This is a genomic window from Streptomyces sp. BoleA5 (genome assembly GCF_000373665.1).
GTDB lineage: Bacteria > Actinomycetota > Actinomycetes > Streptomycetales > Streptomycetaceae > Actinacidiphila.
In genome coordinates this window covers 1-26,947 of record NZ_KB892115.1, presented here as the reverse complement: position 1 = coordinate 26,947, position 26,947 = coordinate 1, and the positions used below count along the sequence as shown (strand labels likewise).

General features: G+C 68.4%; 34 protein-coding genes. 23 read left to right on the top strand and 11 right to left on the bottom strand.

The annotated features are described in order from the left end of the window. Positions 1-202: 202 nt before the first annotated feature. Positions 203-556: a hypothetical protein gene (locus tag B085_RS49570; RefSeq protein ID WP_158689834.1), complete on the bottom strand. Its 354-nt coding sequence runs from the start codon at positions 554-556 to the stop codon at positions 203-205. Here B085_RS49570 and B085_RS51725 point away from each other — a divergent pair. Continuing rightward, positions 555-887, top strand: coding sequence for a helix-turn-helix domain-containing protein (locus tag B085_RS51725; protein ID WP_324603882.1), 333 nt, complete (start codon positions 555-557; stop codon positions 885-887). The genes B085_RS49570 and B085_RS51725 overlap by 2 nt on opposite strands. A gap of 80 nt (positions 888-967) precedes the next feature. After that, positions 968-1,300: a hypothetical protein gene (locus B085_RS43850; RefSeq protein WP_018561696.1), complete on the top strand. Its 333-nt coding sequence runs from the start codon at positions 968-970 to the stop codon at positions 1,298-1,300. Between the two features lie 1,463 nt (positions 1,301-2,763). On the opposite strand, the gene B085_RS49560 is transcribed toward B085_RS43850, so the two are convergent. Further along, positions 2,764-3,039 (bottom strand): hypothetical protein, encoded by a 276-nt coding sequence (locus tag B085_RS49560; RefSeq protein WP_158689833.1) that lies wholly within the window; start codon positions 3,037-3,039, stop codon positions 2,764-2,766. A 287-nt stretch (positions 3,040-3,326) separates the two neighbouring features. Between B085_RS49560 and B085_RS0126795 the strand changes: the two genes are divergently transcribed. Further along, a complete protein-coding gene (locus B085_RS0126795) occupies positions 3,327-3,878 on the top strand; it encodes a helix-turn-helix domain-containing protein (protein WP_018561695.1) in 552 nt (183 codons plus the stop codon). Continuing rightward, positions 3,871-5,154, top strand: a complete 1,284-nt coding sequence (locus B085_RS0126790) for a PBSX family phage terminase large subunit (RefSeq protein ID WP_018561694.1) — start codon at positions 3,871-3,873, stop codon at positions 5,152-5,154. Before B085_RS0126795 ends, B085_RS0126790 begins: the two co-directional genes overlap by 8 nt. Here B085_RS0126790 and B085_RS49555 read toward each other — a convergent pair. Then, complete coding sequence (locus B085_RS49555; protein ID WP_158689832.1) at positions 5,120-5,665, bottom strand: hypothetical protein; 546 nt, start codon at positions 5,663-5,665, stop codon at positions 5,120-5,122. The two genes, B085_RS0126790 and B085_RS49555, sit on opposite strands and share 35 nt — an antisense overlap. Before the next feature lie 59 nt (positions 5,666-5,724). Here B085_RS49555 and B085_RS0126785 point away from each other — a divergent pair, with 59 nt between their 5' ends. Continuing rightward, the gene (locus B085_RS0126785; RefSeq protein ID WP_018561693.1) at positions 5,725-7,206 is read left to right on the top strand and encodes a phage portal protein; all 1,482 of its coding nucleotides are present in this window, start codon (positions 5,725-5,727) and stop codon (positions 7,204-7,206) included. A gap of 24 nt (positions 7,207-7,230) precedes the next feature. On the opposite strand, the gene B085_RS0126780 is transcribed toward B085_RS0126785, so the two are convergent. From B085_RS0126780 to B085_RS49545, 3 genes are all read right to left on the bottom strand, one after another. Next, the gene (locus B085_RS0126780) at positions 7,231-7,485 is read right to left on the bottom strand and encodes a hypothetical protein (RefSeq protein ID WP_018561692.1); all 255 of its coding nucleotides are present in this window, start codon (positions 7,483-7,485) and stop codon (positions 7,231-7,233) included. Positions 7,486-8,050: 565 nt separating this feature from the next. Next, on the bottom strand, positions 8,051-8,599 hold the full coding sequence (locus B085_RS49550) for a hypothetical protein (RefSeq protein WP_158689831.1): 549 nt from the start codon (positions 8,597-8,599) through the stop codon (positions 8,051-8,053). Between the two features lie 47 nt (positions 8,600-8,646). After that, entirely contained in the window at positions 8,647-9,453 is an 807-nt protein-coding gene (locus B085_RS49545) for a hypothetical protein (protein ID WP_158689830.1), read from the bottom strand. 89 nt (positions 9,454-9,542) lie between these two features. Here B085_RS49545 and B085_RS0126770 point away from each other — a divergent pair, with 89 nt between their 5' ends. Together B085_RS0126770 and B085_RS51720 are read left to right on the top strand one after the other, a co-directional pair. Then, positions 9,543-11,327 carry a phage minor capsid protein gene (locus B085_RS0126770; protein WP_234018661.1) on the top strand — a complete coding sequence of 595 codons (1,785 nt, stop codon included), beginning with the start codon at positions 9,543-9,545 and terminating at the stop codon, positions 11,325-11,327. Next, the gene (locus B085_RS51720; RefSeq protein ID WP_324603881.1) at positions 11,287-11,496 is read left to right on the top strand and encodes an Rmf/CrpP fold protein; all 210 of its coding nucleotides are present in this window, start codon (positions 11,287-11,289) and stop codon (positions 11,494-11,496) included. The genes B085_RS0126770 and B085_RS51720 overlap by 41 nt, the downstream gene beginning before the upstream one ends. A gap of 324 nt (positions 11,497-11,820) precedes the next feature. Here the strand turns inward: B085_RS51720 and B085_RS0126760 are convergent, their stop codons facing one another. Continuing rightward, positions 11,821-12,117, bottom strand: a complete 297-nt coding sequence (locus B085_RS0126760) for a hypothetical protein (protein ID WP_018561688.1) — start codon at positions 12,115-12,117, stop codon at positions 11,821-11,823. A gap of 130 nt (positions 12,118-12,247) precedes the next feature. On the opposite strand from B085_RS0126760, the gene B085_RS49540 reads away from it, so the two are divergent. From B085_RS49540 to B085_RS0126700, 12 genes are all read left to right on the top strand, one after another. Beyond that, on the top strand, positions 12,248-12,976 hold the full coding sequence (locus B085_RS49540; RefSeq protein WP_078620076.1) for a hypothetical protein: 729 nt from the start codon (positions 12,248-12,250) through the stop codon (positions 12,974-12,976). Positions 12,977-13,043: 67 nt separating this feature from the next. After that, positions 13,044-13,907: a hypothetical protein gene (locus tag B085_RS0126750; RefSeq protein WP_018561685.1), complete on the top strand. Its 864-nt coding sequence runs from the start codon at positions 13,044-13,046 to the stop codon at positions 13,905-13,907. A 131-nt stretch (positions 13,908-14,038) separates the two neighbouring features. After that, complete coding sequence (locus tag B085_RS0126745) at positions 14,039-14,434, top strand: hypothetical protein (protein ID WP_018561684.1); 396 nt, start codon at positions 14,039-14,041, stop codon at positions 14,432-14,434. Further along, entirely contained in the window at positions 14,431-14,748 is a 318-nt protein-coding gene (locus tag B085_RS0126740) for a hypothetical protein (RefSeq protein WP_018561683.1), read from the top strand. Before B085_RS0126745 ends, B085_RS0126740 begins: the two co-directional genes overlap by 4 nt. Further along, complete coding sequence (locus B085_RS0126735) at positions 14,745-15,095, top strand: hypothetical protein (protein ID WP_018561682.1); 351 nt, start codon at positions 14,745-14,747, stop codon at positions 15,093-15,095. Before B085_RS0126740 ends, B085_RS0126735 begins: the two co-directional genes overlap by 4 nt. Next, positions 15,092-15,535 carry a minor capsid protein gene (locus tag B085_RS0126730; protein WP_018561681.1) on the top strand — a complete coding sequence of 148 codons (444 nt, stop codon included), beginning with the start codon at positions 15,092-15,094 and terminating at the stop codon, positions 15,533-15,535. Before B085_RS0126735 ends, B085_RS0126730 begins: the two co-directional genes overlap by 4 nt. A 12-nt stretch (positions 15,536-15,547) precedes the next feature. Then, positions 15,548-16,060, top strand: coding sequence for a phage tail tube protein (locus B085_RS0126725; RefSeq protein WP_018561680.1), 513 nt, complete (start codon positions 15,548-15,550; stop codon positions 16,058-16,060). Continuing rightward, the gene (locus tag B085_RS0126720) at positions 16,060-16,554 is read left to right on the top strand and encodes a DUF7426 family protein (RefSeq protein ID WP_018561679.1); all 495 of its coding nucleotides are present in this window, start codon (positions 16,060-16,062) and stop codon (positions 16,552-16,554) included. The genes B085_RS0126725 and B085_RS0126720 overlap by 1 nt, the downstream gene beginning before the upstream one ends. After that, on the top strand, positions 16,551-16,760 hold the full coding sequence (locus B085_RS0126715) for a hypothetical protein (protein WP_018561678.1): 210 nt from the start codon (positions 16,551-16,553) through the stop codon (positions 16,758-16,760). The genes B085_RS0126720 and B085_RS0126715 overlap by 4 nt, the downstream gene beginning before the upstream one ends. Before the next feature lie 4 nt (positions 16,761-16,764). Next, positions 16,765-19,026 carry a phage tail tape measure protein gene (locus B085_RS0126710; RefSeq protein WP_018561677.1) on the top strand — a complete coding sequence of 754 codons (2,262 nt, stop codon included), beginning with the start codon at positions 16,765-16,767 and terminating at the stop codon, positions 19,024-19,026. Between the two features lie 9 nt (positions 19,027-19,035). Then, positions 19,036-22,236 (top strand): carbohydrate binding domain-containing protein, encoded by a 3,201-nt coding sequence (locus B085_RS0126705; RefSeq protein ID WP_018561676.1) that lies wholly within the window; start codon positions 19,036-19,038, stop codon positions 22,234-22,236. 13 nt (positions 22,237-22,249) lie between these two features. Beyond that, a complete protein-coding gene (locus B085_RS0126700; protein WP_018561675.1) occupies positions 22,250-22,765 on the top strand; it encodes a hypothetical protein in 516 nt (171 codons plus the stop codon). Between the two features lie 9 nt (positions 22,766-22,774). Here the strand turns inward: B085_RS0126700 and B085_RS0126695 are convergent, their stop codons facing one another. Then, entirely contained in the window at positions 22,775-23,233 is a 459-nt protein-coding gene (locus tag B085_RS0126695; RefSeq protein WP_234018660.1) for a PH domain-containing protein, read from the bottom strand. 111 nt (positions 23,234-23,344) lie between these two features. Here B085_RS0126695 and B085_RS0126690 point away from each other — a divergent pair, with 111 nt between their 5' ends. From B085_RS0126690 to B085_RS0126680, 3 genes are all read left to right on the top strand, one after another. Further along, positions 23,345-24,151 (top strand): CHAP domain-containing protein, encoded by an 807-nt coding sequence (locus B085_RS0126690; RefSeq protein WP_018561673.1) that lies wholly within the window; start codon positions 23,345-23,347, stop codon positions 24,149-24,151. A gap of 90 nt (positions 24,152-24,241) precedes the next feature. Continuing rightward, positions 24,242-24,472: a hypothetical protein gene (locus B085_RS0126685; RefSeq protein ID WP_018561672.1), complete on the top strand. Its 231-nt coding sequence runs from the start codon at positions 24,242-24,244 to the stop codon at positions 24,470-24,472. After that, positions 24,469-24,753, top strand: coding sequence for a hypothetical protein (locus B085_RS0126680; RefSeq protein WP_018561671.1), 285 nt, complete (start codon positions 24,469-24,471; stop codon positions 24,751-24,753). Before B085_RS0126685 ends, B085_RS0126680 begins: the two co-directional genes overlap by 4 nt. Positions 24,754-24,803: 50 nt before the next feature. Here the strand turns inward: B085_RS0126680 and B085_RS51035 are convergent, their stop codons facing one another. The 3 genes from B085_RS51035 to B085_RS0126665 form a co-directional block, all read right to left on the bottom strand. Further along, a complete protein-coding gene (locus tag B085_RS51035; RefSeq protein ID WP_106435043.1) occupies positions 24,804-25,010 on the bottom strand; it encodes a hypothetical protein in 207 nt (68 codons plus the stop codon). 180 nt (positions 25,011-25,190) lie between these two features. After that, a complete protein-coding gene (locus tag B085_RS0126670) occupies positions 25,191-25,379 on the bottom strand; it encodes a hypothetical protein (protein WP_158689829.1) in 189 nt (62 codons plus the stop codon). Between the two features lie 116 nt (positions 25,380-25,495). Continuing rightward, a complete protein-coding gene (locus B085_RS0126665) occupies positions 25,496-25,840 on the bottom strand; it encodes a DUF6233 domain-containing protein (protein ID WP_018561668.1) in 345 nt (114 codons plus the stop codon). A gap of 233 nt (positions 25,841-26,073) precedes the next feature. Here B085_RS0126665 and B085_RS0126660 point away from each other — a divergent pair, with 233 nt between their 5' ends. After that, positions 26,074-26,925 (top strand): IS5 family transposase, encoded by an 852-nt coding sequence (locus B085_RS0126660; protein ID WP_026250888.1) that lies wholly within the window; start codon positions 26,074-26,076, stop codon positions 26,923-26,925. Positions 26,926-26,947: the final 22 nt, after the last annotated feature.

Genomic DNA, 26,947 nt, shown 5'->3' with positions numbered 1-26,947 from the left:
TGTTCCTTCATCTGTAGCCCTCCCGAGAGAGGGGGCCCGAACTGCGCAGGTTCTGCGGGACATCGGGTGCGGGCCCCGGCGCGAGTGCGCCGGGGCGATCAGTGCGGGTTGCCGCCTCACCTACGCAAGCAGCCCCACCGAACATGCGGAGCCGTAGCTTTCAGATCCGATGGAAACATCCAGCGAGAGGTTCAGACTGCCGCTACCCCAATTCGTCGAGAGTTCCCTGCGGCCCCTCAGCCACGATGGCTCGAAATGCCTCGATCATGGCAGCTACTCCGGCGTTTGGAACGACCACCAGATCAGAACACTGAAAGAAGACGCCGCCACCATACTCGCCGGTTTCCCTCCATCGGTTCATCACCGTTTCGATCGCCCCCAGAGTCATGAAGCTTGCACTCCACCGGCTACCGTCAGGGAGTCGCAACTCGGCAGAGACGTTTTCAACTGTTTCCGCCCGGACATCAGCACTCAGCAGGAACAGCGCAGTGAATCCGGGTTCCCTGACGACATGGTAGATGTCGTCTTCCGCGATTTCGAAGTGATCATTTTCCATAGAGTTTCTTCAGCCTCGCTATCACATCGGACTCCAGCTTCTTATCCGGCTTTCCAACAAGTCGCACACCGTCGCCAGCCTGCACACCCAGGTACGCGACACCGACGAGGCCGAGGCGTTCATCGAGCAGGTCGCAGCCGAGCACAACCTCGCAGACCTGCGCGCCCTGCGCGTCGCCGCCAAGGCAGCAGCCGCCGCCACCCCGCGCGCCATCCGCCGCGCCGCCACCGACGGCATGAAGCCCCCGCGGATCGCCGACGAGCTCGGCCGCACGCCGTCGTACGTCTACCGGATCTTGCGCGAGCAGCAGGCCGCCGCCGGCGACCAGTAGCCCGCACAGCAGCGCGGGCCCGTCACGGCGACCTCACCGCCGGACGGGCCCAACCCGACCACGACTGGAGCAACCCAGCCATGACCAGCGCCCACCCTACGCCGCCCCCTGTCGGCCGTAACGCGTCCGTCCGCATCGTCGACGAGGACACCCGCGACGACCTCGCCATCCTCATGCGCCCCGGCGGCACCGCCTCCGACGCCATCCGCGCCGCGATCCGGCACATGGCTGACGCCTACCGCGCCGCGTGGGACTACGGCGACGTACCCGACGGCACAGCGCCCTGCATCATCTCCGTCCGGTACGCCCGACCCGATGGCACGCCGGCACCCATCCCCTCGTCACACCCGGCGCACCCGCAGGTCAGGGAGGCCGCAACCGACCGCAACACATGGCCAGTCCGACGCGTGTAAACCGCCCGTGCTCCTTGGCTGTATGGACCGCACGCCCCGTCGCGCCCCGTCTAGCACTCATCGGGCGGGGCGCCGTTGCATGTCACCTCTTGCCATTTGTCATGCGCAGGTGGATCATGGGCGCTTTGCCCGTCCGCTCGTTGCGATTGGGCAGTCTGTCGATCTGCCCGATTGGGGAACTATGCGTCGGCGATTCATGGGCCGCATGTGGGATTGGAGCGTGCGGCGGAAGGTTACGACGTATTCGATCGCGCAAGTAATGCTGCTGGGTGCGCTCCTGACCGCGGTCTCTATTGGGGGTATTGGCGTGTCAGTCCCCGGTTTGGTGGCGATTTGGTGCGGTCCGGCGCTGGGCGGACTTGTGGGGGTTTGGCGAGGAGCGAAGGATTCACTCGCCAAAGCTCAGGTCCGACAGGACGTAAGCTGAACGATGATCACACGCTCAGCGTGCTGGCTCGGCGCGGAAGGCTACCAACACGCGACATGTGGTCAGCCAACGTCGGGGGCCCGTTCCCCTTTGGCCCGGTCGAGACTGCGGGCGACTGAGATGACTCCTACTGGCATGATCAAGACGTAGACAAGCCCCGACCACGGCTGCGGGATCCAGGCTTGTGCTCCAGCAGCGAGAACTCCAAGGACCAGCATCCAGGCAACCAGCAGCGGACGCCGGGCGACATGACGCAGAACTCTTTTAAACCTGTGAGGCCTTGTCGGTGCTGCGTTCGCGTCACTCATGATTGAATTTTACCCTTACGCATCACGCTGGGTGCTCGATCGCTACTTCTTCGCGTCGACGAAGCCCCGACGACCGCACCGCAACGCCAGGCGCCTTGCCGGGAAGATCACTGTCTGGATTACTCGATCATCGACCCAGCCACATTCAGATCGGTGGCAGCCCCCTGCGGCTCCGTTTGTATCGACCCTTGTGTGCGGTTCGCGGCAGGACGCCCTCGCGGTAGCCCTTGATGACGTAGGCCCCCACGCCAACCAGCAGACCACCAGGGACTACGAAGACCGGCCAAGCTTCCGCGCCCACGAGCAGGCCTATGCCCATGACCAGCATTCCAGCGGGCAAGCACCAGGCCCAGGGGCTTGAGGCAGAAGACGCTGCCAGCCAGATAAAGAATGCACACAGCGCTACGACGGTCACAATGCCGAAGGCAGACGCTCCCTGAGCTGCTGACAGCTGCACCGATTCCACACGGCCTCCCTACGGCCTCTTGACCGATTCGCAGCACTCCCAAGCAGGGACACAGGGATACCTCATCGCGAAGGTCGATAGAGTCGCAATCCCGCAGTTATGCACCTTGCCTGGGTGGCGGGTCTCACTCCGATCCCTACAACCTATCAGTTGCACATCCGCGGCCCCCGAGCACCATGGTGACGTCCCCGGCGCCCCAACACAGATGCCATACCGAACGCCGTCGCTGTGGTGCACCCGGGATACGCCAAGTCGTGGGGCGTCAATGCCGACGATCAGCCGGCGGGGTGGTGGCTGGCCTTCCTTTGAGATACAGCGTGAGGCCGATGGCCGCCGCGAAGAGAATGGTCGCGGCAAGCGTGCCAGGAGAAGCATGGTCCCTATCGCTGGCGGCCATGCAGGCCGCACCTGCTACGCCAAGCAGGAACCGAGTAGCAGAGAGCCATTGGCGTCGCTTCACATCGACGACCGTTACGACGAGACAGAGAATGCCGAGCGCAGAGTAGACAACCGCGTGGATCCATTGAGCTGCTGACATCGGCGGATGATCTCACGCCGGTCTTGGGGCGGACTAGCCGTCTGTCAAGCCTGATGTCGTCCGGCGATCGAGCGTGAAGCGTGGCTTCCGGGGATCGCGGACCCTGCGAGACCCGGCCAGAGCACGACCCGCAACCTTTCAGTTGTACTTCCGGGCCGCCCCACACATCATGGGGGGCGTCTCCGGCGTGCCCGCACACACGCGCCGTCAGTAGACCGAACGCCCCGACCGCTCCGGCACCGTCGGGGTGTTTCGCATGCCCGGCCCGCGCGAGGAGGTGAGCCACCGTGGCACGCCCCATCGACGCCAAGGACCGCGCCGCCGTCAAGCGCATGCACACCGCCGGGAAGTCCCGCAACGACATCGCCCGCGCCATCAAGCGCAGCCCCTCGACCGTGTCGAAGATCGCCACCGAGTTGGGTCTCTCGTTCGACCGCGCCGCCGAGGTCGCCGCCGCGACCGCCGTCCGCAAAGCCGACCTTGCCCAGCGCCGCGCAGCGTTCGCCGAACGACTCCAGGACATCGCCGAACGCGAGGCCGACCGCCTCGAAGCACCCACGCTCTACTGGGAGTGGGGCGGCAAGGAGCACAAGTACGCCGAGAAGACCGCCGACCTGCCCATCCCGGCCGACCGCCGGGCGATCATGTCGACGATCGCCACTGCCGTTGACCGGTCGCTCAAGCTTGTGCCGCCGAAGGACGACGGGGCCGCCGAGTCCCGCAGCGTCATCGGCGACCTGATGGCGGGCCTCGCCCGCGACTACGCCGAGCGCCACGGCGGACCGCCGGCCGAGTTCGTCGCCGACGACCAGGGCGCCGAGGACGACGGCGATGCGTAGCGGCCTGGCCCTGTCGCCGAAGCAGGTAGACAGCATCGTCGAGGCGCGAGCGTTCCAGAACATCTGGGAGGGCAGCGTCCGGAGCGGGAAGACCATTGCGTCCCTGCTCCGGTGGCTCGACTTCGTCGCCGACCGCCCCGACGGCGGGGAACTGGTCATGGTCGGCCGGACCCGCGACAGCCTCGCCCGCAACGTGTTCGGCCCGCTCACCGATCCGACGATCTTCGGCAGCCTCACCCGGGATATCCACTACACCAACGGCGCGCCGACGGCGAACGTCCTCGGCCGCACCGTGCACACCCTCGGCGCCAACGACGCCCAGGCCGAGCCCAAGGTCCGCGGCCTCACGTGCGCCGGGGCTTATGTCGACGAGCTGACCACGCTCCCCAAGAGCTTTTACGACCAGCTCAACGCGCGCTGCTCGATCGAGGGCAGCGCCATCTTCGGGACGACCAACCCCGACAACCCGCAGCACTGGGCGAAACAGGAGTACCTACTCCGCCCCCGCGAGACGCGGCTCCGGTCGTGGCACTTCGTGATGGACGACAACCCGGGTCTCTCGGAGTCGTACAAGGCCCGGACCAAGGCCAGTTACCGCGGCCTGTTCTACAAGCGCAACGTCCTCGGTCTGTGGGTGATGGCCGAGGGCGCCATCTACGAGGCGTACGACGAGGCAACTCACGTCGTCGACACCCTGCCGGATATGCGCCGCTACTGGCTCGGGATGGATTACGGCACCGTCAACGCGACGTCCGTGATCCTCCTCGGCGAGGGCGTCGACGGCCGCATGTACGCGTGCGCCGAGTGGCGGCACGACAGCCGCAAGGCACAACGGCAGATGACCGACGCCCAGTACAGCGCCGCCATACGCAAGTGGCTCGCCGAGTGGCGGCACCCGAACGCGCCCGCCGGGGCGCCGGCCGGAGTCGTCCCCGAGTGGTCGTTCGTCGACCCCTCGGCCGCCTCGTTCATCACCCAGGCCTACGAGGACGGGTTCCCCAACCTGGCCAAGGCGACGAACGACGTCGTCGACGGCATCCGCTCCGTCGCGTCGCTGCTCGCCGCGGGCCTGCTCCGCATCCACCGATCGTGCCGCGGCCTGCTCGACGAGCTGCCCGGCTACGTGTGGGACGAGAAGGCCGCCGCGGCCGGGCAAGACAAGCCCGTCAAGGTCGCGGATCACTCCGTCGATGCACTGCGCTACGCCGTACACAGCACCGCCGAGGAGTGGCGGCACCTGCTCAGTCAGGTACAAGCACCTGACGACAGGCATTAACGAAGGCGATCCTGTCCCGGTTGAGCTGCGTAAACAGCTCCACCACCTCTTGCCACCGACTGTCCGTAGAAAGACCTTCTTCGCTATAGAGGCGCTTCAAAAGCCTATCGATTTCATAGATCGCACCAAATAGGGAACGTGCATGCGGGAACATCGCGTCCGGCCCAATGAGTTCGATCCTGGTCTTCAGGTCATAAAGGGCATGCAGGTCGCTTTCCAGAGCCCCCAACCGGTCTAGCCCTTCAGACAGGTCAGATGCAGATGGAAAATCCGAGAAAGACCCGCGTCCACTATGAGGGGTCATAGCAGCTAGGGCGCGTTGCATCTTTTCATGCAGTGACAGGAAGTCCAGATATACCTGTCTCCTTTCTTCTCGCAATCGATGCCCTAGCTCCACTTTGCCTTGGTCCCAAACCTGTCGGCGTGTCGCCAAGTACGTAAGGCAGGCCGTCCCCAAAGTGCCTATCACACCGACGCCAGCACCCAGTACGGCTGCGAGCCCTTGATCCATCCCTAGATCGTGCCGCACAGATCCCACAACTCACCAGCCCATACAGGAGGTGATGCCCGATGACACTGCCCCAGAGCGGCGCGGCATGGCCGCCGCCGCAGTGGTCCCCGATCTACGCGGAAATGCGCGTGAACGACGCTTGGTACTCCGGCGACCGCCGTCGCCTGGCCCGCGTGTACGGGCACCACGAGGAGCACCACGCCGAGCGCCGCCGCGGCCTATGGGGACGCCGCCAGGCGCACAGCCCGGGCCGCCGGGACCGGCGACTCCACATCCCCCTGGCCGGAGACATCGCGCAGACCAGCGCCGACCTGTTGTTCGCGGACATGCCCGCGATCACCGTCGCCGACTCGACGACCCGCGCCCGGCTGGAAACCCTGCTCGACGAGGGCCGCGTACAGCAGACCCTGTTGCAGGCCGCCGAGGAGGCCGCCGCCCTGTCCGGTGTGTTCCTCCGCGTCACGTGGGACAAGACCCTCGCGCAACGCCCCCTGCTCACGGCGATGCAGCCCGATCAGGCCGTGCCCGAGTTCGCGTTCGGCATGCTCCGCGCCGTGTCGTTCTGGCGCGAGTTGTCGGGCAGCACGCCCACGCAGACGTGGCGGCACATCGAGCGTCACGAGTCCGGCCGGATCGTCGAGGCCCTGTACGAGGGCACCGCCGACAGCATCGGCCGGCGCGTGCCGCTCACGGAGCACCCGGAGACCGCGCCGCTTATCGCCGCCCTGTCCGCGGAGGGCGACGGCGACAGCATCCTCACGGGGATTACCGACCTTACGGCCGCGTACGTACCGAACATGCTGCCCAACCGGCTGCACCGAGGGAGCCCGGTCGGACGGTCCGACTACAACGGCATTCACGACCTGTTCGACAGCCTCGACGAGACGTGGACGTCATGGATGCGGGACATCCGCCTCGCCCGCGGCCGCCTGATCGTCCCGGACGGGTACCTCCGCGACCAGGGCCCCGGCATGGGTGCAGCGTTCGACGAGGACCGCGAGGTCTGGCAGACGCTCAAGATGCCGCCCAACGCCGACGGCGGGATCACCCTGTCTCAGTTCGAGATCAGGGTCGACGAGCACCGCGCCACAGCGGAGGCCACCATCCGGCAGGCCGCGCAGACCGCCGGCTACTCCGCGAACTCGTTCGGCCTGGCCGACGACGGGGCCACGCAGACCGCGACCGAGGTCGACGCCCGCGACCAGCGATCCGACATGACCCGGAAGAAGAAGGCCGGGTACTGGCGGTACGAGGTCGCAAGTATGACGCACGTCATGCAACAGATCGACGTCGCCCAGTTCGGCCAGCGGTACACCCCGGAGCGGCCGACTGTCGAGTTCGGTTCAGGTGTCATCGAGTCAGAGCAGTCGAAGGCGACGACTCTCGACCTGCTCAACCGCGCCGGGGCCGTGTCGACGGCGACGAAGGTCAAGCACCTGCACCCCGAGTGGGACGACACCTCCGTTCGCGCCGAGGTTGCCGCGATCCTCCGCGAGACCGGGCAGGCCGCGCCCGACCCGGTCGGATCGTTCCCGCTGTGAGGGCTGCCGTCGACAACCACCTCACTACCTGATCACACGACCATCCCCCGCGATAACACCCTGCTGCTGGGGCGTCAGACTGTCGTCCTTGAAGCCGAAGAGGGCAACGGCGGCAATTCCGGTGGCCACGACACCAAGCAGGACGGTACCGCCAAGTTTGGCACTATCTGACCCTGACGTGCCGGTGCTGAGGAACGCCAGCCACGTGCCAAGTCCGGCACACAGGCCGACCAAAACCACGATGCTGAGAGCGATGAGTTTCTTCCTGTTCGCGCTCAACTGCGCTTCCTTCCGTGAAGGCAAGCAGCTGGCGCGGTGAGCACATCGACGGAACCGTACGAAGGTCTCGACCAGCCACTTGCAGATCGCAAATGACGTTGACTTCTCGTTCGCCGCGTCACTGACGCGAGCCTCCAGAGGAGTTGGTCGAGTCCTTGCCCCGGTCCTGGCTGGGCTCGAAACAGGTGGGCACCGTGTACCCACATGCCGTCCCAGATAGGGACCGGCTGGCCATCCCAGAACGGGAATGGCCTTCCTTTCGTGTCTGTCCTTTCGCCCACTGGCGGACCGGCGGCCAGGGGGGCGGGTTGTGACCGTTGCTCTCGGCCACCGACTGCTCTGCCGTGTCGGACATCGGCTCTGCAGCGACATGAAAGTAACACAACGCACGGGCTCGGCTACAAACCAGCGGGTCAGGCCTTGATCCGGGCACACACGCCCCGGCAACTAGGCGGCCGCGTGGGGCAGTTCCGTCGCACGGCCGAGGTCGTCGAGAAGCTCGCCGAGCCCGGCGGGACCGGGCCTGACCCCGTAGCCACCCACTCCAGAAACAGCAACAGTGGGCCTACATCCGAGGCGATGACGGTACGGGCGGACGCCGCCGCGGCGGCGTCACTGCTGCGCGATGCAAATCCCGCAGCATCGCAAGCCGAAGCTCACCGATGGCATTCACGACCATGTCCCTTTCTCGCCGAATCGTTTCCAACACCTCTCGACCAGGCACGTAGCCGGGAGTTCGGCGCTCGTCGAGGAGGCGTTTCAACCGGTCAAATATATTCTTCACGCTATGAGCGTTCTGCCGGATCTCCGGATCCAACACCGTAAGCAAGAGGGCAGAATAGGAGAGACTTAGCTTCTCATGCCACTTCGCTATCTCCTCCCACTCGGCCTCGGAAATACTTTCGAAATGACGGAGCATGCGTACACACTCATGTGCAGCAGTGATGAACTGGGTATAGCTGTCGCGCTGCGCCTGCCAAAACGCTTGATCGCGTTGAATCTCTGCGCTCTTGGTTACTTGGCGGACTGCCGCCGCAAAGGCCAGCCCTCCGACCAAGATCGCGGCGGCAGCGCCAATGAGCGCGGCAAGCAAGACAGCCTTCTCTTCAGACATACCTGAATGCTCCCGAACTTGAGCGTCTTGGACGCCCGACCAGCGCCTCAGTCACGGGGACTCGGCGGCGGAGGGGATTGCGGCTCATCGGGCGACGCGGGAGCGGAGGGCGATGCCGCATCGTCGGACGTAACGTTCGGCTCGGCCGTAGCTGGCTCAGGCTGAAGTCCGAAAGCGGATCGAATCTTTGCGCTCACGCCCGCAGCTGTAGCGTCTCCGGCCGCAGCAACGATGGGCGTAATGAACTTGACCATGAAAAGCCCGCCCGCATAAACGCCGACCATCATGGGGACACTGGATCCGCCCAACGTGATCCCGACTCCCATTGCCGAAGCCTGCTCGACGACAGTTCGCAGAGGCAGCCAGTCCGAAGGCGGAGAGTTGAAGAACGGCACGCGGGCTTCATCGCTGTTCAGAATCGCTCTGACAGCTCCGGACGAAAACATGGCCCCACCCAGAGCCCCGATGCTGTAGTCCAGTAGAGCAACGTCCGCCCTGTAGTGCAGGATAATGCGCGTTCCATCCGGAAAGCGCAAAGAAGTCCTCTCCCTGTTACCTCGGATGGCGGCAAGTCCCGTGTAATACCTCTCCTCCTCGGCACTCAGCCGATAATCGCAGGAAGTTATTTCGAGGGTACAGAGCCTGGGGATGTTCGATATCTCCACATCCAGGCGCAATGAGACGGCTCTGTTTCCCGCAACGCGAAAAAGCGGTTCGGGGGTTCGGAAAATGTCAGGTGGGCCCAACGGTATCCCGTACTCTTCGCCGCCATCAAAAGCATCGGGCTGATCTTCTGCCGGAGTGCTCCCACCCGTGCTCCGCGACGGCTCTGGCAGCGGCGGGTCATTCGTCATGTTGTCCCTCCCTCAAGGCACTTCAGGTTAGAGGCTGACTGACCCACAGATCACCGGGCCGCTCAAACCAGAGGAGGGAAGTAGTGCCGGTGTCCCCGAATCAGGTCGAGTACCTAGCCGCGCAGACCGCCGACCAGTACGCCGACGTAGAGGCGCGACTCCTCGGCATCATCGCCCGGCAACTCGCACAGGGCTTGGACGCGCCCGGGTGGGCCGCCGCCAAGCTCGCCGCGATCCAGCCGCTACGACGGGCCGCAGGCGACCTGCTCGACCAGCTCGCCGGCGCGACGTCCACTGAGATCCGCGACGTCGTCGCCGAGGCGTACAACTCCGGCCGCACGTCCGCCCTCGAAGAGTTGGGCAGCATCTTCGGCGAGGACCGCCGCCGCATCGTCGACCAGGTCCCGGGACTGCGGGCCGTCGACCGCCTGGCCGCCGAGGCGATCAGCCTCGTCACGGACACGCACCGCGGCATCCTGCGGGCCGTTCTCGACGGCTACCGCCAGGTCGTCGCCGAGGTCACCTCACAGCCCCTCACCGGCACCGCGACGCGCCGCCAGGCCACGCAAGACGCAATGGCCCGGTTCGCCAACCGCGGGATCACCTCGTTCCGCGACCGCGCCAGCCGCCGATGGTCCATGACGTCATACGCGGAGATGGCCGTCCGTACGTCCGTCGCCCGTGCCGCGACCGAAGCGCACATGACGACCCTCTCGGCCGCGGGCGTCGACCTCGTCATCGTGTCCGACTCCCCGCGCGAGTGCCCGCTCTGCCGACCGTGGGAACGCCATGTCCTCGCCCTCACCGGCCCGGACGGCGCCCGCGTCGTCGAGGTCGAGCACGCCACCGACGAGGGCCGCACGGTGCGTGTCCGCGTCGCCGGGACGCTCGACGAGGCGCGCCGCGCTGGACTGCAACACCCCAACTGCCGCCACTCCGTCAGCGCCTACACCGCGGGGATCACGCCTGTCGGCAACGCCCGCCACGACCCCGACGGGTACGAGGCCGGGCAGCGTCAACGGGAGATCGAACGCGGCATCCGCCGATGGAAGAACAAGCAGGCCGCCGCCGTCACCCCGGAAGCGCGCCGCGCCGCCGGGGCGAAGGTTCGTCAGTGGCAGGGCATGATGCGCGACCACCTGGCCGAGCACCCCGACTTGCGTCGCCTCCGGCAGCGCGAGCAGCCCGGCGCCTCGAACCTCCCCTCGACCGCGCCGCGCCCGTCGGACGTCGATGTCCAGGCCGCCCGCGTCCGTGCAGGCGACACCGCGACCATGCGAGAGATGTCGGACGACCAGCTCGCCGCCGCGCTGCGTTCCAGCGCCTCGGACACCCGCGATCAGGCGCGCGTCCTCAACGAGCTTGACCGCCGGTACCCGACGCAGCTCGCCGCGCCGGCCGACACCAGCAACGCCGCAGACGACCTGCTCGCCGACCGCGACCAGCTCGCCGCCGCGATGGACCCCGCGCCCGATCCGGACGGTTGGGGCGCCCTCGCCGCCGACGAGGCGTTCGCCGCCGAGACGACGGAGGCCGCCCAGGCCGCCGAGGACGCCGAACCGCGCACCCTCACCCGCCGCGAGGCCCGCGCCCTGTACGACGAGTACGTGTACAGGCAGTACCTCGCCGCCGAGGACGCATGTCGCGGGTACCTGCTCAACCGAAGGGCAGACGCCGAGGGCATCGACCCGGTTAGCCTGTTCTCCGGACCCGCGCGCATCGCACACGCCCGCGCGTCCGAGGAGCTGCGGGAATGGTGGGCGCAGCATGGCCGCTTGACGCAGGCCGAGTTCATCGAGCACGTCACCGGCAAGTCCCAGCGATGGGCGACCGGTGCGAGGCACAACGAGGCCGACCAGCAGAACAAGAGGTGACGGCGTGGGCACACGGACCGACATCGCAGAGGCGATCCGGAAGGGTGAAGAGGCCGGCAGGACCGGCCAGCGCCCGAACGTGTGCCCGTACCCCGGTACGTCGCTGCTCCGCACGGCGTGGATCAAGGGTTACGCCTCTACCGCGCCGAGGCCGAGCGCCACCACCTAGGTCGCTGGTCCGGAACGGCGCCGCTAGTCAAGCCACCTGTCCTGTGCGCAGTCGCCGCACGTCTCTTGCGAGCGCGCACAAGGCGCTGAGGAAGGTCACAGCTGCAGCCGCAACCCACCAGAGAGTCGATGCTCCGGAGTTGTATTCCCGAACCATGACGACAAGCCACAACGTGCTGGCAAGAACGCCGAAGGCCGAGATCAGAGCGCTGACGAGGTTAGTCACGTGGACATCATCACCGACAACCTCGGCCACCGCGAGTGACCCGAACGAATCGGCCCTAGCACTACCCCGCAGCGGCCCCGCAGAAGCCGGTCCAGGAGCCTACGCCGCCGTCTGCTTTTTACGGTTCGCACGCCGGATGAACAGACTGGCGGCCATCGAAACCGTGAAGAAGCACGCCGCCCCGTATCCACCGGCTGCGACGGCGTAGCCCTCGTTACTGGCGCTGATAAACGCGAAGCCCAGCGCGCCCGAGGCGTCCCGTACCGCGGTGGTCCATTGACGATGGACGGCGTCACGGACGGCCAACATGAAGGCTCCGACAGCGAGAAGGGCGAAGAGGACCGAACCAGTCCAGTGACCAGGCACCGGCAGATAATCGCACAGCGTGTTGATCATGGCTAGGCCAATCTCGACACCATCTCACTGGGCCCGACCGCCAGGCGCGGACGGGCCTTTTTACATGCCCAGAAACGGGCCGCCAGGCGCGCGCCCGCCACCCCGACCGAGGTCCAGGAGGCCGAACGTCATGTCCACCCCCGCCGCTCCCGCCGCCGCGACTGCTCCGGCAGCGCCCGCCAGTGGCCCGCAGACCCCGACGGCACCGGTTGCCCCGGCCGCCCCCGCGCCCGTCCCGGCCGCTCCCCCGGCGCCGGTAGCCCCGCCCGTCGCGGCCGCGCCGCCCGCTCCCGCGGGTGAGCCGAGCGACGTCGGCAGCCTGCCGCCGTGGGCGCAGAAGCTCATCACGGACACCCGTGCAGAGGCCGCCAGTTGGCGCGTACAGGCCCAGCAGGGACAGCCGCAGCCCCAGGCCCCGGCCGCCCCGCCCGTGCCCGTAGCGGCGCCCGTCGCGGACGTCGCGGGCGACATCTCCCGCCTGCCGCAGTGGGCACAGCAGGTCGTCACCGACGGACAGGCCGCGACCGCCCGCGCCGCCACACAGGCCGCCGTGTACCAGCACGCCGCGGCAGCCGGCGCCGACCCGGCCGCCCTTCTCGACAGCACGGCCGCGATGGCGGCCCTCGCCGCCGTCAACCCAGCCGACCCGGCCGCCGTCACTGCCGCGATCACCGCCGCCGTGACCGCCTATCCGCACGTCGGCACCCGCAGCCCCCTCCCGGGCCGCGGCGGCGCCGACTTCACCCCCGGAGCGAACGAGGTCACCCCGGCCCAGTTCGCCGCCATGGACTACGCCGCGCGGATCGCGCTCCACGAGTCCGACCCCGACACGTACCGGCGCCTGGCCGCCGGTTCCTGACCGTCCCGGCCCCGCGCCGGGCGACCGATAAGCCCGGCGCCCCGTCGCCGGAGAAGGAGCACACACCATGGCTCAGACCACCTCTGACCTGCTGATCGTCCCCGAGGTGTGGGGCGACATGAGCCAGGCTCAGTTCATCGGCGCCGTCCGCGTTGCCGGTTCCGCCGCCGTCATGGAGGACAACACCCTCCAGGGGCAGCCGGGCGACACCATCCACTTCCCGAAGTGGGGCGCCCTCGGCGACCTCGACGACCTCGACGAGACCGACATCCTCGTCCCCGTCGCCATGAGCACCGACGACGCGACGGCCACCATCAAGGAGGCCGGTAAAGCGGTCGAGCTGACGGACAAGTCCCGGCTGACCGCCCTCGGCAACGCCGACGCGGAGGCCCGCCGGCAGTTCGGCATCCTCGCGGCCCGCAAGGTCGACGCCGCGCTCATCACGCAGGCCCAGGCCGACGAGAGCGCGTTCGGTGGCGGCCTGCCGCTCAAGTGGACCGGCACCGCCGGCGCCGGAGCGAACGTCCTGTCGTGGAAGAAGGCGATCGTTCCGGCGATCGGCCAGTTCGGCGACGAGTGGGACCCGGACGTGTTCGCCGGTCTGTTCATCAACTCCGCCCAGCTCCAAGACGCGTTCGCCGACGACTCGTTCGTCAACGCCGCGACCCTCGGCAACGGCCCGTCCGCGGCCGCGACGGGCAGCATCGGCCGTATCGCGGGCGTGCCCGTGTTCGTCACGAACCGCGTCAGCGCCGGGAAGTTCCTGCTGCTCAAGAACAACTCTCTTGGCCTGCTCTACAAGCAGCGCCCGCAGGTCGAGAGCGACCGCGACATCCTCGCCCGCTCAACCGTCATCACCACGACCCTGCACTACGCGGTGAAGCGCCTCGACGACCGCGGCGTATGCGTCGGCACCCTGGCGGCGAGCTGATGCTCATCCGCCGCCGACACCGCGACACCGCGCCGCCCGGCCCCGAGCCGGAGCCGACCCCCGACGCCCCGCAGGCAGACAAGCCCGCGGGGCGTTCGCGTTCCCGCAAGCAGACCCCGGAGGGCTGACCCGTGGCCGGTCGTGTCTACGCCACCCCCGAACAGCTCGCGGCGTGGACCGGCCGACCGGCCCCGGCCGACGCCGAACGGCTGCTCGCCCGCGCGTCGCAGGACATCGACGACGCGCTACTCACCGCCGTCTACTACACCGACGCCGACGGGATGCCGATCGACCCCGACGTCCGCCAGGCCCTCACCGACGCCACGTGCGCCCAGGTCGAGTACCAGCAGGCGACGGGCGACGACGGCACCGGGGCGGCCGGCCGATGGGGCAGCGTCTCTATCGGCCCGGTCGCCCTGTCCGACCGCCGCGACACCGGCCCGGCCGCGCCGGATGCCCTCGACCTCGCGCCGCGCGCAGCTCGCGCACTGCGCCGGGCCGGTCTGGCGCCGGGGGTGATCTGGTGAGGGTCCCCGAGCTGTGGCTCACGCACCGCGTGACGATAGAGCCGTTCCTCGGCGACACCACGTACGGCCCGAAGTGGGGACCGGCCGTCGAGGACGTGCCCGCCCTCGTGTCCGCGGCCGTGACGATGACCCGCGACCGGACCGGGGCGCAGGTCGCCAGTACCGCGCAGGTCATCGCCGGGCCCGACATCGACTGTCCGGCCGGATCGCGCCTCACCCTGCCTGACGGCCGCCGCACCGTGGCGATCAGCGTCGCGCACCATACCGCGCCGGGCCTGCCGGTCCCGGAATCGACAGAGGTGATGTGCGAGTGACCGCCCGCGCCCGCCTCCGCTGGAACGGGCCGGCTGTCCTCGCCGAACTCCGCACCGCCGAGGTGCGCGGCGTACAGCTGGCCGCGGAGCACGTCCTCGAACGCTCCCGGGCCCGCGTGCCCATCGAGGAGGGCACCCTCGAACGCTCCGGCGTCGTGTCCGTCGATGAGGACGACGTCACCGCGGCTGTGTCCTACGACCAGCCGTACGCCGTCCGCCAGCACGAGGACTTGACGCTCCGGCACGACCAGGGCCGGACCGCGAAGTACCTCGAAGGCCCGCTACTCGAAGAGGCCGACCAGGTACAGGCGATCATCGCCGCCCAGGTACGGAGGGCCCTCCGATGATGGCCGCCCCGGATTTCCTCGTCGACCTCGTCGACGGCCTGGCGCAAGTCCTCGACGCGAACGCGGTCGGCACCTACTCGCCCGACGGCGTGTTCGCGCCGACCGACACCGCCATCACGGACACCGTGCTCCCGTCCTCGACGGACCGCGCCGTCGTCCTGGCCGCGTACTTCACGCAGGAGTACACGACCCTGTCCGACTGCACCGTCCTGCTACAGGTCCGCACGCGCGCCGGCCTCGACCCGCGCGACGTCGCCCGCCTCGACGGAGCCGTTCACGCCGTCCTGCACGCCTCCGGCCCGTACACGTTCGGTTCGGCCCGCGTGCTGCTCGTCAACCGCGTATCCGCCGGCTACCTCGGCCCCGACGCCCAGGGGCGCCACGAGCGGACCAGCAACTACCAGATACGCGCCCACCAGACACACCCGAAGCTCACGTAAGGAGCCGCCCCCATGTCCGAAGAGACCGCGCTCGCCCGCCGGTACCGGCTGGAGATCGACCTCGGTACGAACGGCACCCCGACATGGGCCCTCGTGCCCGGTATCCAGGAGTTCACGCCGAACGTCGAGCCGACCGACCAGGACTCCAGCGACTACGAGAACGGCGGATGGAAGGGCAACAGCCGCACCGCGCTCCAGTGGAGTGTGGAGGCGACCGTCCTGCACCGGTACGACCCCGTCGCGGGTGTCTTCAACCCCGCGCACGAGGCCCTGAAGAAGGCCGCGAAGTCGTTCGGCGCCGCGTCCAAGGTGCACGTTCGCTACTACGACCGCGACGGCCTGCCGGATGCCCACGAGGGCACCGCCCTGGTCACGTGGGCCCCCGACGGCGGATCGGATGAGGACCTGGAGACCATCACCGTCACCCTGACCGGCGACGGCGAACTCCTCGAAATCGACAACCCGAACGAGGCCGGCGCCCAGGCCCTCACCAGGGTCGTTTCCCTCGACCGGACGGCCGCCTGATGGGGTTCGAGGCACTAGACGACTTCCTCGACGAAACGCTCACGCTCCCCATCAAGGGCCGTGAGTACGTGATCGAGGCCCCGTCCGCCGAGGTCGGTCTCCGCACTCAAGCGATCGTGCAGGCCGCCGCTATCGCCGCCGACGGCGGGCGTGCGAACGAACGCGTCCTCGCCGACGCCGCCGAACGCGACATGTACGCCGACCTGCTCGGCCCCGCGTACGAACAGATGATCGCCGACGGCGTGAAGTGGCCCAGGCTCAAGCACGCCGCCTTGACGGCGATGGTGTGGGTCGTGCAGTCCCGCGAGCAGGCAGAGCGGTACTGGAACTTGGGCGGCGACCCAAAAGCGGCGGCCCCGAACCGGGCCTCGCGCAGGTCGCAGGAGGCCCGATCGGGCGGGGCGAGTACGACCCGCAATCAGGGCTCTGGGAGTGGTACGAGTACCCGCCCAGCGCGACGCCGCGGAGGAAAGGCCAGCGCGGCCCGCAGGTGAAGTGGGCCCGCCTGCTCGAAGAGTGGGCCCTGATCGAGGCCGATCTCCACGAGATCTACGGCATCGACATCGGCGCGCCCGGCATCCTCACCGGCCGTTCCTGGCGATGGCTGCGCCTGCGCGTCTACGGCCTGTTGTCGGCCGACTCCCGCATCTCCCGCGTGCTGAATCCGCCGCCGGAGCCCAAGAAGCACAGGAAGAGGTGACGTCGTGGCACTGACCGTTGGCGAACTGGCCGCGACGATCATCGTCGACGACACCGGGGCCCGCCAGGGCGTCAACGACGCCGAACGCATCATGCGGGCGGGCGGGGACCGGATCGTCGATATCGGCGACCAGGCCGGGCAGGACGCCGGCCGCGCCCTCGGCGACGGCCTGGCCGATGGCGGCGAGGACGGCGGGAACCGCGCCGGAGAGGCCATCCAGGGGGCATTGAAGTCCCTCGCGGCCGCCACGATCGGCGCCAGCATCGGGGCGGCCCTCGGCGCCGCCATGGGGCAGGCGATCGAGCAGGAGAAGATAGGCGACCGGCTCGGCGCCCAGCTCGGCGCGACACCGGAGCAGGCGAAGCGGTACGGGCAGATAGCCGGGCAGCTCTACGCGAACGCCGTCACCGAAGACGTCCAGGGCGCGGCCGACGCGATCAAGGCCGTCATGGGTGCGGGCCTGCTCCCGCCGGACGCGACGAACGCACAGATCGAGCAGCTATCGACGAAGGTCTCCGACCTCGCCGGGACGTTCGATCAGGACTTGGGAGGCGTCACGAACGCCGTCGCGCAGATGCTCCGCACGGGCCTCGCCAAGAACGCGGACGAGGCGTTCGACATCCTCACGGCAGGGTTCCAGTCGTCCGCGAACAAGGCGGATGATCTTGTCGATACGTTCAACGAGTACGGAACGCAGTTCCGGAAAGCGGGCATCGACGGGGCGACCGCCGTCGGCCTGATGAACCAGGCCATCGCGGCCGGCGCCCGGGACTCCGACATCGCGGCCGACGCGATCAAGGAGTTTTCCATCCGGGCCGTCGACGGCTCGGCGACGACCGCGCAGGGCTTCCAGGCCCTCGGCCTCAACGCAACCGACATGGCCGCGAAGTTCGGCAAGGGTGGCAAGTCCGCGTCTGCCGCACTGGACACGACCCTCGACCGGCTGCGCGCCATCAAGGACCCCGTGAAGCAGTCGGCCGCCGCGACGGCCCTGTTCGGTACGCAGGCCGAAGACCTCGGCGCGGCCCTGTTCGCGATGGACCCCAGCAGCGCCGCCAAGGGCTTGGGGAACATCGGCGGCGCGGCCGACAAGATGGGCAAGAGCCTGCGGGACAACGCCTCGACGCGCATCGAGCAGTTCAAGCGGGGACTTCAACAGGGCATCGTCGACATCATCGGTTCCAAGGTGCTCCCCGCCCTTGAGTCGATGATCAATTTCCTCGGGCAGCACTCGACGGAGATCAAGGCGGCGGCCCTCGTCCTGACGGCCGTACTGCTCCCGGCGATGATCCGCACCGCCGCGACGTCGGCGGCCTCGGCCGCGACCGTGGTCGCGTCGTGGATCGCGATGGGCTTTCAGTCGATGGTCCAGGCCGCGCGCATGGCCGCGGCGTGGCTCATCGCGATGGGCCCCGTCGGCCTGATCATCGCGGCCGTCGTCGCCCTCGTCGCCCTGATCATTGCCAACTGGGACACCATCGTCGACGCCACCACCGCGGCGTGGAACTGGATCTGGGGCAAAATCGAGGCCGTCGGCGACTTCATCCTCAACCTGTGGATGAAGTACAGCCTGCCGGGCATCATCATCAGCCATTGGAAGGCCATCCAGGACGGCACGGTCCGTGTGTGGAACGCGGTCGTCAACTGGCTCCGGGGCGTCCCCGGCAAGCTCGTCAACCTGTTCCTTAACTGGACCCTGCCGGGCCTGATCATCAAGCATTGGCAGTCCATCAAGGACGGTTCGATCCGCAAGGCGAACGAACTCGTCAAGTGGGTGCGCGGCCTGCCGGGCATGATCTCCCGCGGTGTCGGCTCCCTCGGCTCCCTGCTCTACAGCAAGGGACAGAGCGTCGTCACGGGCCTGTGGTCCGGTATCCGCTCCATGGGCGGATGGCTGAAGTCGACGCTCACCAGTTGGGCCCTGTCCATCATCCCGGGCCCGATCGCGAGGGTCCTCGGCATCCATTCCCCGTCGCGTGTCCTGGCCGATCAGGTCGGCCACTGGATCCCGGCCGGTATCGCCCAGGGCGCCGAGGACAACGCGGGCGTCATCGACCGCACGATGCGCAACCTCGTCGATGTGCCCACCCCGGGCATGACGTCGGCCCGCATGAGCGCGGCCGGTGTCGGCGCGGTCGGTTCGGGCGGCGCGGCCGCCGGCCGTCTGGTCATCGACGTGACCGGCGCTGACGGCGACTTCAAGCGCATGATCCGCCGCATGGTCCGTATCGACGGCCGCGGCTCCGTCCAACTCGCATTCGGATAAGGAGACCCCGTGTCGTTCCCTGACGACCCGCTCGACGTCGCTGTAGAACTCCAGATCGACGGCGAGTGGGTCGACGTCACGGCCGACGTGTACGCCCGCGACAGCATCGTCATCACGTCCGGGAAGCACGACGAGGGTTCCCGCCCGGACGTGGGTACCTGCTCGTTCACGATGAACAACGAGTCGGGCGACTACTCCCGACTCAACCCGCGTGGGAAGTGGTACGGGAAGTTGCGCCGTAACACCCCGCTGCGGGTGACGGTGCCCGGCGGGCGGCCTGCTCTGGCCCTGCCGGGCGCCGTCGGCGCGGTCGCCTCGACCCCGGACGCGGCCGCCCTCGACATCACGGCCGACCTCGACGTCCGCGCGGAGGTCACGGCCGACTGGTACCACCCGACGGCGAACCAAGTCCTCATCGGCAAGTGGACCGCCTCCGGACAGAAGTCGTGGGCCCTGCGCGTGTATCAGGGCGCACTCACGGTCGACGTCTCCGCGGACGGCTCGACAAGCCTGTCCGGCGGTAACGCGACGCTGCCGCATCTGCCGCCCCGCGCCGCGGTCCGTGCCACATTCCACGCGGGCGGCGGCGACGGCCTGATCCTGGTCCGGTTCTACGCTGCTCCGTCCCTCGACGGCCCGTGGACGCAATTCAGCGTCGACGACAACCTCACCGTCCCCGGCACGTTCGCCCTCTTCAACAGCACTGCGCCCCTACAGATCGCCTCCGGCGACACGACGACCAGCCCCGCCCGCGTCCCGTTCGCGGGCCTCGCGCACCGCTTCGAGGTCCGCAACGGCATCGACGGCCCGGTAGTTGCGGCCCCCGACTTCACCGCCCTCGCCCCCGGGGCGACGTCGTTCACCGACACCGCCGGCCGTATGTGGACGATCGGCGGCACGGCCGCGATCCGCTCCGACCGCGACGCCCTGTTCTGGGGCAAGGTCCCGGCATGGCCGTCCCGGTGGCAGACCGGCCAGGACGTCACCGTTCCCGTGCAGGCATCGGGCACGCTGCGGCAGCTCGGCCAGGGCGCGGCCCCGTTGCAGTCGCCGATGCGCCGCGAGTTCTCCAGCCCGGCCCGGCGCGACATCGTCGCGTATTGGCCGATGGAGGACGGCCAGGACGCGACGTCGTTCGCGGCCGCGACCCCGGGCCTCGGGCCGTTGACGGGCCGCATCGGCGTGACGCCCGCGGCCTACTCGGACTATGTGGCGTCCGCGCCCCTGCCGACCCTCGGCTCGGGCACCCTGACCGGCCGCGTCCCCTCGTACGCCTCGACGGGGCAGTTCGCGATGCGCATGTTCCTCGCGCTCCCGACGGACACGCCCGCCGCCACGGTGCCGATCCTGGCACTCAACGCCACGGGCAGCGCCGTGCGCTGGACCCTGTCGCGAACGACGTCGAACGGGCTCGCCGTGTCGGCCGTCAACGGCGACGGCGACAGCCTGCTCAACAACACCCCGGCGGGCATTCTGTCGGGCAAGCGGCTGAGTGTCGGCCTCGACCTCGTCCAATCCGGCGCAAACATCAATTGGCGCCTGTACTGGCTCGACGTCGACGCGTTCACGTTCGCCAACGGCGGCGAGCTGCAGCAGGTGAGCGGCACCATCAACGGCCGCACGGTCGGCCGGATCACGGGCGTCACCCTCGGCGGCAGCAACTCGGGAGACACCGCGGTCGGTCACCTGGCCATGGCCACCTCGACGGCCGCCTACGACGCGACCGGCCCGGCCCTCGTCGCGTGGGACGGCGAGGGGGCATCCGACCGCATCGCGCGCCTCGCCCGCGAGGAGGACGTCCCGCTCGCCGTGACCGACTACGAATGGGGAACGTCGACGCTGCTCGGCCCGCAGCGCATCGCGACGTTCGTCGACCTGGTCCAGGACGCCGCGGACGCCGACCTCGGCATGATCTCCGAGGACACGACCGGCGACGGCCTCGCGTACCGCGCCCGCTCGACGCTGTACAACCAGCGGCCGGCACTCACGCTGGACTACGACGCGGGCGAGGTCGCCCCGCCCCTCGAACCCCTCGACGACGACGCCGCGATCCTCAACGACGTCACAGTCTCCCGGGACGGCGGCAGCTCCGCGCGGGCCGTCGCCGACGAGGGCCCCATGACGCCCGACCTGATCGGCACGTACGCCGGTAGCTACACCGTCAACGCGTTCGGCGACGACCAGCTCCCGGACATGGCGTCGTGGCGGGTGTGGCAGGGCACCTACGACGGAGCCCGGTACCCGACGATCCGCGTCGACCTCGCCGACGACCCGCAGCTCATTGAGCAGGCGAAGCGCGTCTCCGTGGGAGACCGGATCATCGTCCGCAACCCGCCGCCGTGGATGCCGCCCGACGCGATTGATCAGATCGTCCAGGGATGGACAGCGACCCTGTCCCCCCGTGGGTGGACCGTTGACTACAACACGACCCCGGCAACGCCGTTCACCGTCGGGGCGTGGGACGTCGACAAGCTGTCCCGCTACGACACCGACGGCAGCCAGCTCGCCGCGGCCGTCGACGAGGACGACACCGTGATCAGTGTCGCCGTGACCGACGGCCCACTGTGGACGACCGACCTCGCCGACGTGCCGTTCGACATCAAGGTCGGCGGCGAGGTGATGCAGGTTCACGCCGTCGGCCAGGTGCTCAATGCGAACTACAGCTTCGAGGCCGGCACGACCGGATGGAACGCGTTCGGTGGCGGCACGATCGAACAGTCCAGCGTGCGCGCCCGATGCGGCAAGCACTCGATGCTGCTGACCTCGACCGGCGCCACGCAACCACGGTTCGAGTCGAACCCACGGATACCGTGCACCCCCGGGCAGCAGTTCCGCGCGTCCGGGTGGGTGTACGTCCCGGCCGCCATGCCGTCGACGGTCAGTGTGTCGGTCAACTGGTACACCTCGACCGGCGCCTACCTCTCGACGTCGTCGAACAACATCACGTTGCCCGTCGGGCAGTGGGTGAAGTTCGACGCCGTGTACACCGCGCCCTCGACGGCGGGTGGCGCCGGTGTCCTCGTGTCCTGTGCGGGCACCCCCGCGGCCGGCCTCCAGCTGTTCGCCGACCTCGTGACGCTCGTCCCCGTGACGTCCTACACCGCGTCGCCCCAGGCGATGACCGTCGAGCGGTCCGTCAACGGCATCAGCAAGCCGCAACCCGTCGGCGAGGACGTTCGCCTCGCGCAGCCCACCATCATCTCTCTGTAGGAGGCACCCCCCTGTGGCGTTCAACCTCGCCCCGGCTGGCGGCCGGATCCAGGCCGGGAAGACGAACCAGCTCTACATGATCGGGGCTCTCGTGTTCTCGGCGCTCCGAAGCGCGAGCCAGAGCATCCCTACCGGCACCGAGGCCGTCGCGAACGCGCTCCAGTGGGACACGGTCCAACTCGACGCGCTCGCCGCATGGAACTCGCAGCAGCCAACGCGATGGACCGCGCCGTTCGCCGGATGGTGGACCCTTTCAGGTTCCATCGCCCTCAACGGCTCGGCAGGCGGCTCGACCCGCGATGCCCTTTGGTACATCAACGGCAGCGCCCCCACCGCAGGTCGCGCCCGCACCTACGCGGGCACCATCGTTGCGTCGCCACTCACCGTCGAGGCCCGCACCCTGCCGCGGCTGCTCGCGGCCGGCGACTACGTCGAACTTGTACCCGCGCACAACGCGGGCGCGGCCGTCTCGACCGCGACAGGCACGTACGCCCCATACATGGCCGTGACCTACTCCGGCCCCGCGTAGCCCCCAGAGTCACCGCGATGAGGGAGACTGACCCGCTTTCAGGGCAGCCTGCACTTCAGCAAAATGCCGGTCCTGTGGAGTCCCCGCAGCGAGTTCGCTGAGTGCGTACGCCGTGATCTTGAAGCCATCTTCGCGATAAAACTCCGCGCCCCAGGCACCGAGCCTCACCGAAACCACCTCGTTCAGCGCCAGGCGATGAGTGCCCCACGGATTGACCGCCACGATCCCGCCAGGCCCGACCTCAAGCCGAGTTCTCAGAATCACCCACCAGAAGAACAACCAGAAGCCGACAGCCAGTCCCGACCACAGCGCGGCCAACCGAGCCGCCGCTACGTCCGGCGAAGAAGCCCAGGCGACCCACTCAACGAGCGCCTTCACCCCTAGCACCGTCGGAAGTACATAGCCCGCAAGACGAGCTAGTCCGCCCACCCACCACACCGCAACCGAGTCCCCACCCTGGGCATCCATGCCCACATTGTGGGCCACACATCTGGCTCAGACACATAGAGGACCCTAGCACCGAACGCCCCGCGTAAACCGCGCCGGGGCGTTTTTTCATGCCCCAGGAGGCCCCATCCCATGACCGTGTTCGGAACCATCCTGTCCGTTGCCCGCGGCGAGATCGGATACCACGAGGGCAAGTCCAACGGACACTGGAACAACCACCAGCGCTACTCCGCCCAGGTCCCTGGACTGGAGTGGAGCGACTATCAGCCGTGGTGTGCCACGTACGTCTCATGGCTCGCCATGAAGGCCGGCGCTGCGTCCCTGTTCCCCCGCACCGCATCGTGTGCGACGGGCGTCGCATGGTTCAAGGCCCGCGGCCGGTGGTCGGAGTATCCGGCCGTGGGCGCCCAGGTGTTCTACGGCTCCGGCGGCGCCAGTCACACGGGCATCGTCGACTCGTTCGACGCCGACACCATCACCACGATCGAGGGCAACACCAACACCAACACCAACGGCAGCTCCGAGGGTGACGGCGTGTACCGCCGCAAGCGCCAGCGGCGTGACACGTTCGTCTACGGCTATGGCGTGCCCGCGTACGACGGCCTGATCTCCGCTGACCCCCGCTGGGGCGGCAAGAGGTCCGGCAGCGTAGCGCCCGCCCACGTGCCCGTGAAGGTGGACCTGTCCAACCTGATCCGCGCGTTCGAGGACTACCCGAAGCACCCCGCGTCGGGATCGATCAAGGAAGTGCAGCGCGCGCTTCACGCCGAAGGTCTGTACTCCGGCGCCCTCGACGGCGTCGCCGGGCCGAAGACAAAGGCCGCGTACAAGGCGTATCAGCACCGACTCGGCTACTCCGGCAAGGACGCCGACGGCATCCCCGGCAAGACCAGCGCGACCAAGCTCGCCAAGAAGCGCGGGTTCACCCTCGTCGCCTGATCAGCCCCTCTCGACCCCGTCGGGCGCGGCCGACTCCCCGCGCCCGGCGGTCCCCCCACCACCCCGCACCGTGAAGTGAGGTACCGCCCCATGAGCACCGCCACCCGCCGCACCATCCGTACCGTCATACAGGGCGCCGTCGGCGTCGCCGTTCTCCTGCCGGAGATCGTGCACGCGTCTGGCGTGTCCGAGTCCCTGCCGTGGGTCGCCGGTTCCCTGGCCATCGCCGGAGGCGTCGCCCGCGTGATGGCACTGCCGGGCGTTGAGCGGCTGCTCGACTCCGTCGGCCTCGGCCTCGCCGACGGGACCGATGCCGAGTGACCCCGCCGCCCATCCTGCCGTCGGCCGACCCCGTGTCGGTGGCCGTCGCCCTGTCGGATCTGCGCGGCGACCTCGGTACCGGCCTCGCCGAGATCAAGGGCTCACTCGCGCTGCTCGTCCAGCGCGCGGGACAGACGGATCAGGCCCTTGCCGACCAGAGGTCCGACCTCGAAGCCGTCGAGGCCCGCCTCGCCGCCGTCGAACGCCGCGTGTGGACCGCGTCGGGCGGGGCGGCCGTTCTGGGCGCCCTGACCGGCTACGCCGTGCAGTTCCTTGCCTGACCACCCATAGCGCCCCCGTACGGCTCCTCAGGGAAGGTGTTCGCAGCGGCTCACTTACCGCCCGACTTGATCCACCGCCACGCAAAGATGCAGACGACAAAGGGCGCGACAACCATCGTCAGCATCCACAGGCCAACAGACGCAGGCGAGTAGATGTACCACTGCCACCGCTGCGGCAGGAGCGAGGGCGCTATCAACGACACGATCAGGGCAAGCCACGTGGCAAGCACTGTTGCCGCCATGCGTATTGCCAGCATCACTATCGGCCCCCTGGACGCCTGTCAGACCCCTACAGCCGGATCCTAGGGGCTGGGACCCTCAGCAACCGCAGCGCCCCCCGTACGGCCTCACACGGCCGCGCGGGGGGCGCTTTCGCCGTTCGCTGGCCACTTCCAGGCGCACGATTTGGCTCGTCATGGCGGTCAACGCACAGGCGCTCAGATCAAATCAGGTAGAAGCATCAGGAACCCAATCACGACCCCACCTATCCCCACGATCCGCAGGGTTCGGTGACTTTTGTGCCCTTTCCATCCGACTCCAGCATCGATCCGATGAAAAAAGCGCTCCGTACTGCCGCGCACATTCAAGGCCAGGAACAGGCCGATGATGATGGCGATCACCGCCATAGCGCGCAGGACCACAAGGCCAGCATCTGCCTCCGCCGCAAGCTGTCGCCCCATCCCCAAAACGCCACCCCTCCCATGCGACATAGTCGCAGCTGATCCCAGCCGTGCACCGGATGTCAATCCTCGGGGCGGCACTTCGGGCACGCCGTGACCTCCGGTTGGTCGAGGGCGATGTCCAGTTCCTTCCGGCTCAACCATCCGCCGGTCGCGGCCGGGCAGTCACCCCTGTGCACGACGCCACGTCCAGGTCCCTTGCCCGACAGGTTCGGGATGCTCTCCAGCCGCCAGCCCCGGCCGCCGAGGGCGAACGGCTCCTCGGCGCGGTACGGCCTGGCCGTCGTCGACGCGGGGCGCGCGGCCGCCGTGGCCTGCTCGATCTTCGCGTCCACCGCGGCGAGCTGGAGTTCCAGATACGTGCGGATCACCCGCAGCCGCTCGACGTCCGGCGGAAGGTCGCTCATATGTTCGACTGTAGGCGGCGCCGACCCGTCCGGCCAGCCGCCGACCGGGCGACTACTCCACCGGTGGACTGACGAACGAACCGAGGCCAGGCACGGTGTACGTCAATCCCTCGGCCCTAAGACCGACCGGCAATAGGTGGCCGCTGTGCGTCTGAGAGATGGTCTGGATGCGGCACGGGCACGGGCCTACGTGATCATGGAGTTCTCTACGCTCAGTGATCATGAAGGACGCCGTGCCCGCTCTGCCATCTTGCCTGCTTGAACCCCTCTGGAACCAGTTCGCTGCCCTTCTGCCCGTCCGGGGAGAGTTCGTCGCGGACCATCCGCTCGGCTGTCACCGCCGTCGGATCTCCGACCGGAAGGTCTTCGAGCACATCGTGCTCGCGCTGGTCCACGGCTCCGGATACGAACGGATCTCCAGTCCCGGATGTTCTGACCGCACGATCCGACGGCGCGTCAAAGAGTGGGCTGAGCTGGGAATATCCGGTCAGGTGCACGCCCTCGCGCTTGAGGCGTACGACCGGATGATCGGCCTGGGGCTGAGCGAGATCTCCGTTGACGGCTGCATCACCAAGGCTCCTTCCGGGGGCGAGAAGGCCGGACGTTCCCCGGTCGACCGGGGCAAGCAGGGGCTGAAGCGCTCCGTCGCCTCCGACGCGTGCGGTGTCCCTCTCGGGATCGTCTCCGACGGTGCCAACCGGCACGACTCGCCTCTGCTCGGCCCCACCCTGGAAGCCGCGAAAGCCCAGGTCGGCGCGATGCCGATGACGGTCAACGTCAACCTCGACCGCGGTTACGACAGTGCCAAGTCCCGTGCGCTGGTGGCAGAGTTGGGATTCTCTGCCGAGATCGCGCGCAAGGGCGTGCCGGCTCCGATCCAGGCCGGCAAACGCTGGGTGGTCGAACGCACGCACTCATGGATGAACGACTACGGCAAGCTACGGCGCTGCACGGAGAGAAGCGGCAAGGTCGTGGACTTCTACCTCTACCTCGCCGCCACCCTCGTCACGCTCCGCATGCTGATCCGCCGAGCAACGAGTCGCTACCGCTGGGACGACCGACCCACCACTCGACGCCTCACATGATCCATTTGCCGGTCGGTCTAAG

Excerpts from the sequence above, each read along its gene's own strand:
- B085_RS0126695 (WP_234018660.1), bottom strand. The coding sequence starts at position 23,233 with ATGGATGCCCAGGGTGGGGACTCGGTTGCGGTGTGGTGGGTGGGCGGA.
- B085_RS0126760 (WP_018561688.1), bottom strand. The coding sequence starts at position 12,117 with ATGATCAACACGCTGTGCGATTATCTGCCGGTGCCTGGTCACTGGACT.
- B085_RS0126750 (WP_018561685.1), top strand. The coding sequence starts at position 13,044 with ATGGCTCAGACCACCTCTGACCTGCTGATCGTCCCCGAGGTGTGGGGC.
- B085_RS0126685 (WP_018561672.1), top strand. The coding sequence starts at position 24,242 with ATGAGCACCGCCACCCGCCGCACCATCCGTACCGTCATACAGGGCGCC.
- B085_RS0126720 (WP_018561679.1), top strand. The coding sequence starts at position 16,060 with ATGGGGTTCGAGGCACTAGACGACTTCCTCGACGAAACGCTCACGCTC.
- B085_RS49560 (WP_158689833.1), bottom strand. The coding sequence starts at position 3,039 with ATGTCAGCAGCTCAATGGATCCACGCGGTTGTCTACTCTGCGCTCGGC.
- B085_RS51035 (WP_106435043.1), bottom strand. The coding sequence starts at position 25,010 with ATGCTGGCAATACGCATGGCGGCAACAGTGCTTGCCACGTGGCTTGCC.
- B085_RS43850 (WP_018561696.1), top strand. The coding sequence starts at position 968 with ATGACCAGCGCCCACCCTACGCCGCCCCCTGTCGGCCGTAACGCGTCC.
- B085_RS49550 (WP_158689831.1), bottom strand. The coding sequence starts at position 8,599 with ATGTCTGAAGAGAAGGCTGTCTTGCTTGCCGCGCTCATTGGCGCTGCC.
- B085_RS49555 (WP_158689832.1), bottom strand. The coding sequence starts at position 5,665 with ATGGATCAAGGGCTCGCAGCCGTACTGGGTGCTGGCGTCGGTGTGATA.
- B085_RS0126665 (WP_018561668.1), bottom strand. The coding sequence starts at position 25,840 with ATGAGCGACCTTCCGCCGGACGTCGAGCGGCTGCGGGTGATCCGCACG.
- B085_RS49545 (WP_158689830.1), bottom strand. The coding sequence starts at position 9,453 with ATGACGAATGACCCGCCGCTGCCAGAGCCGTCGCGGAGCACGGGTGGG.
- B085_RS0126690 (WP_018561673.1), top strand. The coding sequence starts at position 23,345 with ATGACCGTGTTCGGAACCATCCTGTCCGTTGCCCGCGGCGAGATCGGA.
- B085_RS49540 (WP_078620076.1), top strand. The coding sequence starts at position 12,248 with ATGTCCACCCCCGCCGCTCCCGCCGCCGCGACTGCTCCGGCAGCGCCC.
- B085_RS49570 (WP_158689834.1), bottom strand. The coding sequence starts at position 556 with ATGGAAAATGATCACTTCGAAATCGCGGAAGACGACATCTACCATGTC.
- B085_RS0126790 (WP_018561694.1), top strand. The coding sequence starts at position 3,871 with ATGCGTAGCGGCCTGGCCCTGTCGCCGAAGCAGGTAGACAGCATCGTC.
- B085_RS0126730 (WP_018561681.1), top strand. The coding sequence starts at position 15,092 with ATGATGGCCGCCCCGGATTTCCTCGTCGACCTCGTCGACGGCCTGGCG.
- B085_RS0126670 (WP_158689829.1), bottom strand. The coding sequence starts at position 25,379 with ATGGCGGTGATCGCCATCATCATCGGCCTGTTCCTGGCCTTGAATGTG.
- B085_RS0126725 (WP_018561680.1), top strand. The coding sequence starts at position 15,548 with ATGTCCGAAGAGACCGCGCTCGCCCGCCGGTACCGGCTGGAGATCGAC.
- B085_RS0126785 (WP_018561693.1), top strand. The coding sequence starts at position 5,725 with ATGACACTGCCCCAGAGCGGCGCGGCATGGCCGCCGCCGCAGTGGTCC.